General features: G+C 45.6%; 13 protein-coding genes and 1 tRNA gene. 5 read left to right on the top strand and 9 right to left on the bottom strand.

Annotation, left to right across the window (positions count from 1 at the left end; translation table 11 throughout):
* The 4 genes from selD to ABNT28_RS07790 all read left to right on the top strand — a co-directional run.
* On the top strand, window positions 1–1888 hold a 1888-nt coding region (selD, locus tag ABNT28_RS07805; protein WP_348721335.1), incomplete at its 5' end, for a selenide, water dikinase SelD.
* Window positions 1888–2937 (top strand): tRNA 2-selenouridine(34) synthase MnmH, encoded by a 1050-nt coding sequence (gene mnmH / locus ABNT28_RS07800; RefSeq protein ID WP_332925132.1) that lies wholly within the window; start codon window positions 1888–1890, stop codon window positions 2935–2937. The genes selD and mnmH, both read left to right, overlap by 1 nt.
* A 146-nt stretch (window positions 2938–3083) precedes the next feature.
* Window positions 3084–3158 (top strand) — tRNA-Asn (locus ABNT28_RS07795).
* 349 nt (window positions 3159–3507) lie between these two features.
* The gene (locus tag ABNT28_RS07790; RefSeq protein ID WP_348721334.1) at window positions 3508–3732 is read left to right on the top strand and encodes a DUF2805 domain-containing protein; all 225 of its coding nucleotides are present in this window, start codon (window positions 3508–3510) and stop codon (window positions 3730–3732) included.
* Window positions 3733–3758: 26 nt separating this feature from the next.
* On the opposite strand, the gene ABNT28_RS07785 is transcribed toward ABNT28_RS07790, so the two are convergent.
* The 9 genes from ABNT28_RS07785 to ABNT28_RS07745 all read right to left on the bottom strand — a co-directional run bounded on the left by ABNT28_RS07785 (window position 3759) and on the right by ABNT28_RS07745 (window position 10392).
* The gene (locus ABNT28_RS07785; RefSeq protein ID WP_332924598.1) at window positions 3759–4073 is read right to left on the bottom strand and encodes a cupin domain-containing protein; all 315 of its coding nucleotides are present in this window, start codon (window positions 4071–4073) and stop codon (window positions 3759–3761) included.
* A 48-nt stretch (window positions 4074–4121) separates the two neighbouring features.
* Window positions 4122–4748, bottom strand: coding sequence for a bifunctional phosphoribosyl-AMP cyclohydrolase/phosphoribosyl-ATP diphosphatase HisIE (hisIE, locus tag ABNT28_RS07780; protein WP_332924597.1), 627 nt, complete (start codon window positions 4746–4748; stop codon window positions 4122–4124).
* Window positions 4749–4750: 2 nt separating this feature from the next.
* Window positions 4751–5518 carry an imidazole glycerol phosphate synthase subunit HisF gene (gene hisF / locus ABNT28_RS07775; RefSeq protein WP_332924596.1) on the bottom strand — a complete coding sequence of 256 codons (768 nt, stop codon included), beginning with the start codon at window positions 5516–5518 and terminating at the stop codon, window positions 4751–4753.
* Window positions 5512–6252: a 1-(5-phosphoribosyl)-5-[(5-phosphoribosylamino)methylideneamino] imidazole-4-carboxamide isomerase gene (locus ABNT28_RS07770; protein ID WP_332924595.1), complete on the bottom strand. Its 741-nt coding sequence runs from the start codon at window positions 6250–6252 to the stop codon at window positions 5512–5514. The genes hisF and ABNT28_RS07770 overlap by 7 nt, the downstream gene beginning before the upstream one ends.
* A complete protein-coding gene (gene hisH, locus ABNT28_RS07765) occupies window positions 6249–6860 on the bottom strand; it encodes an imidazole glycerol phosphate synthase subunit HisH (protein WP_332924594.1) in 612 nt (203 codons plus the stop codon). Before hisH ends, ABNT28_RS07770 begins: the two co-directional genes overlap by 4 nt.
* On the bottom strand, window positions 6857–8536 hold the full coding sequence (gene hisC / locus ABNT28_RS07760; protein WP_332924593.1) for a histidinol-phosphate transaminase: 1680 nt from the start codon (window positions 8534–8536) through the stop codon (window positions 6857–6859). Before hisC ends, hisH begins: the two co-directional genes overlap by 4 nt.
* 9 nt (window positions 8537–8545) lie before the next feature.
* Window positions 8546–9445, bottom strand: a complete 900-nt coding sequence (gene hisG, locus ABNT28_RS07755) for an ATP phosphoribosyltransferase (RefSeq protein WP_332924592.1) — start codon at window positions 9443–9445, stop codon at window positions 8546–8548.
* 18 nt (window positions 9446–9463) lie between these two features.
* On the bottom strand, window positions 9464–9766 hold the full coding sequence (locus ABNT28_RS07750; protein ID WP_332924591.1) for a YerC/YecD family TrpR-related protein: 303 nt from the start codon (window positions 9764–9766) through the stop codon (window positions 9464–9466).
* Between the two features lie 110 nt (window positions 9767–9876).
* Entirely contained in the window at window positions 9877–10392 is a 516-nt protein-coding gene (locus ABNT28_RS07745; protein ID WP_332924590.1) for a histidine phosphatase family protein, read from the bottom strand.
* 176 nt (window positions 10393–10568) lie between these two features.
* On the opposite strand from ABNT28_RS07745, the gene ABNT28_RS07740 reads away from it, so the two are divergent.
* Window positions 10569–11494 (top strand): cysteine synthase A (locus ABNT28_RS07740; protein ID WP_348721332.1); only part of this gene is annotated, 926 nt, incomplete at its 3' end.

The following is an 11494-nucleotide window of genomic DNA, read 5'->3' as shown; positions in this document are numbered from 1 at the left end:
AGATGTCATTGATGGCGCTGCTGACCACGCTATTCCGGTAAAACCGATTGCACAATTTCAACGTCGTCTTGATGAGGTGATAAAAACAAAACAAAAGCAAAATTTAGCTGTCATTGGCGGCGGCGCTGCGGGGTGCGAATTGGCACTTGCTTTATCAAAACGATGGCTGGCCGATACTGGAGAACGACCAAAAATGCGGCTATTTAGCCGATCTAGTCGTTTAATGCCACAAATGGCACCACGTGCTAGCAAATTGATCGAAGCTGATTTGAAAGCTATTGGTGCATATGTCCATAAAGATACTAAAGTCACCAAAATTCATAACAGATCGCTTTCATCTAGCGATGGCCAAAACTATGATTTTGATGCTTGCTTTTTGGTATCAGCTGTCAAGCCGCCCTCATGGGTGGCCGAATCGACTATAGAATGTGATGAAGATGGTTTCATTCGCGTTGGCCAAAATTTACAGTCCCTAAGCCACCCTTATATCTTTGCTAGCGGTGATATTGCTGCCTTGCATCCGTATTCAAGACCAAAAGCTGGTGTTTTTGCCGTTCGTGCAGGGCGTATCTTGGCGCATAATTTATTCCGTTATATTCGGCAGCAATCCCTTCTCGCATGGAAACCTCAATCAAATTATCTGGCGTTAATCGGCACATCTGATGAGGCGGCCATTGCAGCACGTGGATCATTTGGCTTTAAATCACGTTTTTTATGGCAACTAAAAATCTGGATAGACCAGCGCTTTATAGATAAATACAAATCTTTTGATATGCCACCAGCCCCCAAACTAGACCATTTAAAGGGCATAAACACAAACGAAGCTAAAAATAGCGATCCCGCTTTCAGTGCTATGCGTTGCCTTGGTTGCGGTGCTAAGACAGGTCATGAAACCCTTCAAAACGCCATGTGTGACGCGGTTTCCATTGCTGTTGACTTGGGTGCTGATCCTGATTTGATGCCTGATGATAGCTTGCAAGAAGATGCTGCCTCCTTCGTCTCACCCTCGCCGGATATGCGCATAGTGCAGTCAGTTGACATGCTGTCAGAGATAGTTACAGACCCATTTAAGCTTGGCCAAATAGCATCAGTTCATGCTTTAAGTGATATATACGCTGTACTAGGAAAACCATTATATTCATTGGCTATTATTAATTTAAATCAAGCAAAAATATCAATACAAACTGACCAGCTTACCCACATTCTTGCAGGTGCATTGCTCGCGCATAGTATGGCAGGTGTTAAGCTAGTTGGCGGCCATACTAGCGAAGATGGAACATTATCTGTTGGTTTCGCGGTGACGGGCATTCGCCCTGATCACGCTCAAAAGTCACCCGTTAAAGATGACGCGGTCATTATATTGTCTAAACCTGTTGGCACAGGCATTGTTATGGCAGGTCATATGCAGTTAAAAGCCCGTGGTGACTGGGTAACATCATCAATCAACAGTATGTGTGAAAGCAACCGTGTTGCGGCTGACATAGCAATGAAACATGGCATAGACTGGGTAACAGATGTAACCGGATTTGGCTTGGCGCGACATGCTCTCAATCTGGCAATACGTGCGGGGGCTATGGGTTGTTATCTTTATCCGGATTCCATTATTGCATTGCCCGGCGCAGAATTACTGGCAAATGATAATGTTGTCTCTAGCCTGGCTGCTCAAAATCAAGCGGCTGTCCGTCTCGATTTCAACGGATTTGACAGGCACAAGACAGCATTGCTATTTGACCCGCAAACAAGTGGTGGACTAGCGATGCTTGCTAACCCTGAACAGGCGGATAAAATTATGGCCGCACTGACCGCCACTGGCCATCAACCCGCAATAGTTGGGCGCATATCGCATCAATCAACTGGCATTACATTAACATCAGACGGTGTCAGCTAATGGGCACGCCTATAAAACGTATAACTGAATGGTGGCATAGTGACAATTTTGATTCGACTATCGATGTACGCACACCAGCTGAATTTGCAGACGACCACCTGCCAGGCGCCATTAATTTGCCAGTCTTTACGAACCAGCAACGCATCGATATTGGCACTATGTACAAACAGACAGGGTCATTTGAGGCCAAACGTGCTGGTGCGGCGTTGGTGGCTCGGAACATTGCTACACATTTACAAGATAGTTTGGCTGATAAACCGCGTGATTGGCGGCCGCTTGTTTATTGCTGGCGTGGCGGTCAACGTAGCGGCGCCATGGCGCAAATTCTCAGCGACATAGGATGGCATGTAAAACTTATTGATGGTGGATATAAACGCTATCGGCGTGACGTACTTGCAAAACTTGAAACGATACCTCAGACATTACGTGTTATTAAGGTTGGCGGTGTTACGGGCACTGCAAAAACGCATATTTTAAAGGCGGCACGTGATTTAGGCGCGCAGGTCATTGATCTTGAAGGCCTCGCTAAACACCGTGGGTCACTTTTGGGAATTGAACCGGACGCTGATCAACCGGCCCAGCGGTTATTTGAATCAGAAATTGCATATTGCCTTGATCAGTTTGATTGCGCACGTCCTGTTTTTGTCGAGGCCGAAAGCAATAAAATTGGGCAGCTTCATATTCCGGCGGATTTATTTGCAAAGATGCGTACTGCAAAAACTGTGCTCATCACGGCATCACTCTCGGCTCGCGTCGCCTTTTTAAAACGCGATTACCATCATATGACCAGCCAGCCAGAACGGTTATTACCGCTATTTGATGGATTGGTAAAACGGTATGGGCATGAAACTGTCAAAGGCTGGAAAACCTTGTCTTCAGTCGGTAACTGGGATGCTTTGGTTAGCGATTTATTAGAAACGCATTACGATCCAGCTTATACACGCTCGGCGCGCGCGCATGGTCATGACGTCATAATGACCATCGATGGAGGGGCGCTTGATAATACCGCAATCCAAAAAGCCGCTACGCAGTTACTAACGATAAGCTGAATTTTACTCTTCAATATAAATGGCACGTTAAATGCAGTTTAATTTTGATGAAAACACACTTGCATCTGTGCGTTGGTGATGTATAACACGTCACCAAGCCTTTGGATTTGCCGATTACGGTGAGTCTAAAGGGTATATGGCTCTATTCCCCGGTAGCTCAGCGGTAGAGCAAGCGACTGTTAATCGCTTGGCCGGCGGTTCGAATCCGTCCCGGGGAGCCAATTCCTTGTTATTCCAACACATTTATGGATTGTTTTCAGCCTGTGATAAAAGCTGAGTTGTCGAACTGATACTTAAATTATGAAATCAATTACCGCATAACCAAGCGTGCCGATAGTCATCATAGACACCAATGTTTTCAACATAATATGTTTTGGACGACGACGGTATCCAATGGTCAAACCATTAGTGATCGTGAGTCTGCTTGAATTAAATTTAATATTTGTCATATTCTGGCCTTTTGTTAGTGGAAGCTAGTGACCGACTCCGTTTCTTATTATTAGTTAATAATTATAATGCTATCATTGTGCGGTGAATTTCAACACTCTTTAACCAAAATTGCAGCCATCTATGAAAAAAACCGACATCACCACCTCGCTTGCCGATGAGGATATTAGCGAGATTGTACAAATGGCGATATCAGACCATGATAGCTTTGCCCAGATAGAAATGTTGTATGGGTTGTCAGATAGTCAGGTCAAAACTTTGATGCGCAAAACTTTGAAGCGCGGCAGTTACGAAGCGTGGCGCAAACGTGTGCGTGAATTTGGCGATCGTCGTGCGCATTATAAATAATCAACACATTTGCAAGCAACGCGTCATTAGGTAATTTTATGGGGTTTTCTTTCTATTTCTACAAAGCTAAACGGGCTTTCACTATCATTAATCACATTGTGATCCACGCCCGCATAGCGCGCATAAGAAACCCCACTTGTCAGCGGGCTTTGTGTTACCTTACCATCTGCCCCTTCAATTGTTAGCGTGCCCGTTGTAAGCGGCACAACAACATAATCCATCGCATGCATATGCTGTCTTGTTTCAGCACCTGGGGCAAAATCCCAACGGGTTACAACAAAAGCATCATTTTCGGCTTGTTTAGTGGGTATGGCACGCGGCCGATCAATCTTGTCTTGCATGGTATTTTCCTGTCTCCCAATTAAAGACCAATCTTATCACAATTAAGCCTATTTATGCCGATTCTGTAAAACGGTAATAACATCCGCCAGAGATAAATCAGAATCCTCCAGCAATACCATCATATGAAACAATAGATCGGCCGCTTCATTAGTCATTTCAGCCTTGTCATCCTTCATACGGGCAAGAGCAAGCTCAACCCCCTCTTCGCCAACCTTTTGCGCTATACGCGCTTTGCCGGCCTCAAACAGGCTGGTTGTATAGCTACCCTCGGGCATATCGGCATGTCTTTGATTTATTAATTCGCCAAGACGATCAAGAAACGCTGTGTTTGAGGCTGATTGCTCACCAAAGCATGAATATGTTCCGGTATGGCATGTTGGCCCGGCAGGTGTTGCCGTAACCAACAAGGTATCTTTGTCGCAATCAAGTTTTACATCAACCAATGTCAACATATTGCCCGAGCTTTCACCTTTCATCCATAGGCGTTGCTTGGATCGGCTATAGAACGTAACCTTGCCACTGTCATAGCTTGCCGCCAGAGCATCTCGGCTCATATAGCCAAGCATCAGCACATCATGTGTATCCGCATCCTGAATAATAGCTGGTAGCAAGCCGCTTTCCCCCCCCTTGTTCCAGTCGGGGTCATCAAGGTTGATCATGTCAGGAACAGACATCGCTAAATTCTCACTTCGATTTGTTTGGATTTTAAATAGGCTTTGAGGTCGGGGATTGGTATCTGTCCACTATGAAAAATAGAGGCCGCCAGACCGCCATCAATATTGGTCTGCATAAACAGATCAACAAAATGATCGTAATCACCAGCACCGCCAGATGCAATCACGGGCACCGACACAGCGTCACGTACCAGCTTTAGCTGCGCCAGATCATAGCCTTGTTTGACGCCGTCATTATTCATGCAGTTTAAAACAATCTCACCTGCACCAAGCAAAACAGCCTGTTTTGCCCAGTCAATAGTATTGCGTTTAGATTTGATCGTTTTTTCAACGTCACCGGTATATTGATAAACTTGAAAACTGTCATCCTCGCGGCGCGAGTCTATGCCAACAACAACGCATTGCGTGCCAAAGGCCGCAGCCAAATCACTGATGAATTCGGGACGTTCAAGCGCTGGTGAATTAACTGAAATCTTATCGGCACCATCATTAAGCAAAACTTTAGCATCTTCAACTGAGCGGATGCCGCCTGCCACACAAAAGGGAATATTGATTCGCCTGGCGACTGCATTTACCCAGCTTTTATCAACAACACGGCCATCGGCACTGGCAGTGATATCATAGAACACCAACTCATCCACGCCTTCATCGGCATAACGCTGGCTAAGCTCCAATATATCACCCATATCGCGGTGATTGCGGAACTGAACCCCTTTGACAACACGGCCATCCTTCACATCTAGGCAAGCTATGATTCTTTTTGTCAGCATGCTACGGCCTCCAGCGCTTCTCCTACGCTAAACACACGTTCATATAATGCTTTGCCGATTATCACACCATCCGTCGGCAAGCCTATAATGTCATCAAGCGCACTTACCCCGCCGGATGCCTGAAGTTTGATATTCGGGAATGTGGCTTTTACCGCAGTGTAAAGATCGCGGTTACATCCAGTCATCATGCCATCACGGGCAATATCGGTGCATAACGAATGTACTAAACCATGTTCGGCGTAATGTCCCAGAAACGCAAACAGGGACAAGTCGCTTGTTTCCTGCCATCCGGACAGCGCGATATTATAGCTTATATCGTCGCATGCATCAGTTACCGGCATGACATCCGCCGCAAGACAGATAGTTTCACCACCGAATCTGTCAAACAAGGCCTCACCTGCCGCATAATCACACACCGCCAGACTGCCAACAACAACACGACTTGCTCCGGCCTTCACCAATGCCGCAACATCATCTACGCTTCGGATACCACCACCTGTTTGGACTTTAAGGCCGCTTTCATCAATAATTCTCGAAATCAACTCAAGCTGGCGGTTAGCAGGGTTTTTAGCCCCATCAAGATCAACAAGATGAAGCCAATTTGCTCCAGCATCCGCATATGATTTAGCAACAGACACGGGATCAGTGCCATAGGTTGTCTGCTGATCAAAATCACCTTTATTAAGGCGCACAACAGCCCCCCCGATTAAATCAATCGCTGGATAGATTATCATGCTGGCATCTCCAGAAAATTTTTCAAAATCCGTGCGCCAACAGGGCCGGAACGTTCGGGATGAAACTGGCATCCCATAAAATTGCGATCTGCCACAATGGCGGTAAATCGATCACCATAATTACAGCTGGCAATTGTTGCACTGTTAATGGGGGCAAAGTACGAATGTACAAAATAAACATATGCGCCTTGATCGATCCCATCAAGCAATGCATGCTCGCTGGTAAATTCCAGACTATTCCATCCCATATGTGGCACTGAGCGGTCTATCGCTGGGGTAAAGGCAGAACAATTGCCAGATGTTAAGCCAAGCAAGCTAGTGTCCTGATCGCTGCCAACGGCTTTTTCTGGCGACCGGTCAAACAAAAGCTGCATCCCCAGACATACACCCAAAACAGGTTGCGTCAGGCTATGAATGACATCAACCAAATTAGCTTTGGATAAAATGTCCATAGCAACAGGAGCTGCCCCTACACCTGGCAAAATCACCCGTTCTGCGTCACGGATTATCGTAGCATCAGTTGTTAATATACTGCGCGCGTTCAAACGTTCGAGGGCAAATTGCACAGACGCAATATTGGCACCACCGCTATCAATAATGGCGATCATAATACGCCTTTCGTACTTGGCAATTCGCTACCTTCACGACGAACAGCTTGTCGTATGGTTCGGCCAAACCCTTTGAAACAGGCTTCAACCATATGATGGGCATTTTCCCCTGTTACTGAAATATGCAGATTAGCCTGCATATGTTCGGCTAGCGAATAAAAGAAATGCGGCACCATATCGGTAGGCAAATCACCTACATGCGTAGCTGGAAAATCAGCCTTGAAATCAAGATAGAAACGACCACTCAGATCAAGCGCTACATTCACCAATGTTTCATCCATTGGCAGCATAAAGCCATAGCGATTTATACCGCGTTTATCACCTAGTGCCGTTCGGATCGCCTGACCTAACGCAATCGCACAATCTTCAACAGTGTGATGCGCGTCAATATGCAGATCACCGTCACATTCAACTTCCAAGGAAAAGCCACCATGTTTGGCAATCTGATCCAGCATGTGATCGTAAAATCCGATACCGGTATTGATATTGACTGGTGATGCCTTGTCGAGATTCACAGCAACCGAAATAGCAGTTTCACTGGTCTTGCGGATGACCTTACCAATTCTGGGGGCTTCACTTTCGCGTTCCATATTATCACCACGAAGCGCCGCCATAAGCATATTCATGTCATCTTCTGTGCCAATCGATATGCGGATGCTATTGGCCAAACCTGGCTGGTGCGACTGATTGCGCACGACAATGCCAGCCTCAAGACAGGTAGCATAAAATGCGTCAGCGTCCTGAACACGTAACAGAATGAAGTTTGCATCACTTGGCAAAATCTCGTCAACCATCGGTAGTTTAGCCAAAAGCGGAATAAACCGATCTCGGCGCTCAATAAGCGCATTTCGCTTTTCGGCTAGTTGTCGATGATTCTTAGACGTCAATATAGCAAGCCCAGCCTCAACAACAGGACTGGCCAGAGGGTATGGCGCCAAAACCTTTTGTAAAAGCTGGGTAATTTCACTACGTGCAATCGTTGCACCACAACGCAAACCTGCCGCCGCGTGCGATTTCGATAACGTGCGCAAAATCACCAGATTAGGCGTCGCCTCAATCATGGGAATTAAACTACTGGCCTCGGCATATTGGATATAGGTTTCATCCAAAACGATCAATGCCTGCTCAGAATAAGTCGCACATAGGCTTAAAATATCATCACGCGCCATGACATTGCCAGTCGGATTATTTGGCGAACATATGAATATCATCTTGGTATTAGCATCCACCACCTTGCTAATGGCTTCAAGGTCAAGAGCAAAGCTATCATTGAGTGGTGCATCCCGTGTTTCAACCGAATGCAGGATGGCTGATTGACGATACATGGCAAAGGTAGGGGGGCAAATCACAACATTATCGGTATTTGGCACACAAAAGGCACGCATTAGACATTCAATCGCCTCATCAGCACCACGTGTAACAGTCAGATTGCGTGTTGAAATATCCAGCCAGTCACAAATCGCGACAGCTAGCCTAACAGGTTGCTGAGTCGGATAACGCGCCAGATTACTTGCGCCGATAAATGGCTCAAAAGGGCATTCATTAGCATCAAGAAAAATAGATGTATTTGCGCCAGTTTGAAGAGAACGGGCAGATGAATAACCTTTCATCGACAGAATTTCAGGGCGTGCCCGATTAACGATAGCCGATGTCGATTGATTTTTATTGGTCGTCATATCTTGCCTCTAATCCAGCATTTTTTCGATTGGCACAACTAGAATGGAATTGGCACCTTTGGCTTTCAGGGCTTCCATTGTATTCCAAAACACCCCCTCTTCGCAGACCGCATGCACAGCGACCATATCGTCACGCCCCTGTAGCGGCATAACAGTGGGAGATTGCGAACCGGGCAATACCGCCTTAATCGCATCCAACGAATCTATCGGGCTGTTCAGCATAATATAGCGGCTATTTTCGGCTCGTAAAACGGCACGTAATCGCGCGATAAGCTTTTCGTAGATTAAATTGATTTCAGGGTCATCTATAGCATTTTTAATAACCACAGCTTGCGATTGCATAACAATATCGGTTTCGCGCAATCCATTTGATTTTAGCGTATTACCCGTTGAAACAAGATCACAAATCACATCAGCAAGATGGGTACGTGGGGCAACCTCAACCGCGCCCTGCATCGTTACAATATCGGCAGAAACATTCTTTTCCGCCAGATAGTTTGACAACAACCCACGATAGGACGTTGCAATCGTCTTACCAGCAAGCGACGTAACATCTTTATAGTCAAAATCATTCGGCACAGCGATCGAAAGACGGCACTTACCATAACCAAGCGCCATAACTTCCTCTAGTCCGGCATATTTTCCATTTTCATTTGCTTGCTGTTCCAGCAATGCATTTTGCCCCAGAATCCCTAGCTGACACACATTCGTGGCCAGAAAAGCTGGAATATCATCATCGCGCACCAGAAACACATCTAACGGAAAATTATCCGCCATACATAAAAGCTGGTCACGGCTCTTGGATAGCGAAATGCCACATTTTTCAAGTAACTGCATCGACATGTCAGCCAGACGCCCTGATTTCTGCATGGCAATTTTCAACCTGCCGTTTTCACTCATCGCATTCATTATTTCATTGTCCTTTACCTAGAGCTTACCTTGGCGTTGCATAATTGTTTTATAGCCATCAAAACCGTTATTAAGAAAGCGTGCGACCCTGACAATCGTCGCTGTGCTGACGCTTGTTTCTTCAGCGATCTTGCGATATGGCACTTTTTGAACAAGCATCTGTGCCACACGCCAACGATCCACCAGCCCTTCTAATTCGGCAGGCGTACAAAGATCATAAAAAAAGCTTCGTGCTTCTTCGTTATTCTCCAGTGTCAGTATGGCATCAAACAGATCCTGTTCATGCTCGCTTTCGATTTCATTACGCTTCATGTGAACCATATATTATGTCGTATGTTTCAGCGTTTTAATACGCTAAAACATACTTGTCAACGCAATGTAGGGGAAAAACCCATCTTTTTTCTTGAATGAATGAACTAGCGCATCACAAGCTAAAGAGAATGATGATCCAAAGAACGCGCACGTATAATTGATAATAGACGCCCGTCCTCAGGGTTTATATCGCATATCCTATCGGCTTCGAAACCAATGTCAGCAAGACAGCATGTCGGAAAATAAGACAAATTATTGTCAGTATGTGTAGATCCAACCATACGATTAAGCAGAACGACTAGACTAGGATTGTGGCCAATCACAAGCACATTTTGGTATTGCCCTGCCCGTTCTTCAATCACATACATCAACTGGTTTGCTGTGGCTTCATAAAGGCTATCAACAAATTCCATCGGAATATCAGACCAGTTTTGGGACGCAATTTCATATGTCTGCTTGGTGCGCACTGCTGGTGATACAAGCACAAGGTCGGGCAACATCTTCTGGCGCATCATCATTTTACCGACATTATCAGCATTCTTTTGCCCGCGGTTATTAAGCGCACGATCAAAATCAGCAAACCCAGCTTGGGGGTTTTCGCTTTTACCATGCCGTAAAAGTGTGATGCGGGCCATGTGTTGTCCAAACAATTCGATGTGTAGCGATTAACTAAACCAACACATTAAACTGGCATGAACTTGTAATTCTGCCAACCGTCAATTTTAAAAACAATTTTGCATCCAGCAACAATGGGCTTATTATGAATTAAGATTTCTATTCCCTTTCATCCCTGAACGAAGAACTGTTTGTAATGCATAAAAATGATTTTTTGGCATCTATTGGCAATACCCCTCTGATAAAGCTTCGTGCTGTATCCGAAATGACAGGTTGTACTATTCTGGGCAAAGCTGAATTTATGAATCCAGGTGGCTCGGTAAAGGACCGCGCAGCGCTCGCTATCATTGAAGATGCCGAAAACAGAGGGTTGCTAGGCCCTGGCGGTATGATTGTTGAAGGCACGGCAGGCAACACGGGTATTGGCTTGACCATGGTTGGTAATGCCAAAGGTTATAAATCTGTTATCGTAATGCCTGAAACACAAAGCGATGAAAAAAAACAATATCTCCGCATTTATGGTGCTGATCTGCGCCTTGTTCCGGCCGTACCTTATAAAAATCCAGACAATTATGTCCGTTATTCTGAACGCCTCGCCCAGGAATTAAGTGGGGCGCATAATGGTGGGGTGATCTGGGCAAACCAGTTTGATAATACAGCCAATCTTGACGGTCATTACAAAACCACGGGACCCGAAATATGGGAACAAACCGACCATGAGGTTGATGGATTTATCTGTTCAGTTGGATCTGGCGGTACATTGGCTGGCGTTGGCCAATTCTTGAAAGAAATGAATCCCAATATCAAAATTGGCCTTGCTGACCCTGAAGGGTCTGCCTTGTATAATTTCTATGCACATGGTGAACTTAAAGCCGAAGGCAATTCAATTTCAGAAGGCATTGGTCAAGGACGCATCACCGCTAATCTGGAAAAAGCGTTTGTTGATATGCCATTCTGTCTCAGCGATAAAGATGCCTTGCCTTTTATCTATGCTTTAATGCGAGACGAAGGCCTCTATTTAGGCGGCTCTTCGGCGATCAATGTTGCTGGTGCTGTTGCAATGGCACGTGAAATGGGTCCGGGTCACACCATTGTCACCATTCTATGTGACAGTGGGCAACG

The organism is uncultured Candidatus Puniceispirillum sp. (genome assembly GCF_963979125.1).
Lineage (GTDB): Bacteria > Pseudomonadota > Alphaproteobacteria > Puniceispirillales > Puniceispirillaceae > Puniceispirillum.
This window is presented reverse-complemented; position numbering and strand designations above follow the sequence as displayed.

Excerpts from the sequence above, each read along its gene's own strand:
- mnmH (WP_332925132.1), top strand. The coding sequence starts at position 1,888 with ATGGGCACGCCTATAAAACGTATAACTGAATGGTGGCATAGTGACAAT.
- ABNT28_RS07790 (WP_348721334.1), top strand. The coding sequence starts at position 3,508 with ATGAAAAAAACCGACATCACCACCTCGCTTGCCGATGAGGATATTAGC.
- ABNT28_RS07785 (WP_332924598.1), bottom strand. The coding sequence starts at position 4,073 with ATGCAAGACAAGATTGATCGGCCGCGTGCCATACCCACTAAACAAGCC.
- hisIE (WP_332924597.1), bottom strand. The coding sequence starts at position 4,748 with ATGTCTGTTCCTGACATGATCAACCTTGATGACCCCGACTGGAACAAG.
- hisF (WP_332924596.1), bottom strand. The coding sequence starts at position 5,518 with ATGCTGACAAAAAGAATCATAGCTTGCCTAGATGTGAAGGATGGCCGT.
- ABNT28_RS07770 (WP_332924595.1), bottom strand. The coding sequence starts at position 6,252 with ATGATAATCTATCCAGCGATTGATTTAATCGGGGGGGCTGTTGTGCGC.
- hisH (WP_332924594.1), bottom strand. The coding sequence starts at position 6,860 with ATGATCGCCATTATTGATAGCGGTGGTGCCAATATTGCGTCTGTGCAA.
- hisC (WP_332924593.1), bottom strand. The coding sequence starts at position 8,536 with ATGACGACCAATAAAAATCAATCGACATCGGCTATCGTTAATCGGGCA.
- hisG (WP_332924592.1), bottom strand. The coding sequence starts at position 9,445 with ATGAATGCGATGAGTGAAAACGGCAGGTTGAAAATTGCCATGCAGAAA.
- ABNT28_RS07750 (WP_332924591.1), bottom strand. The coding sequence starts at position 9,766 with ATGGTTCACATGAAGCGTAATGAAATCGAAAGCGAGCATGAACAGGAT.
- ABNT28_RS07745 (WP_332924590.1), bottom strand. The coding sequence starts at position 10,392 with ATGGCCCGCATCACACTTTTACGGCATGGTAAAAGCGAAAACCCCCAA.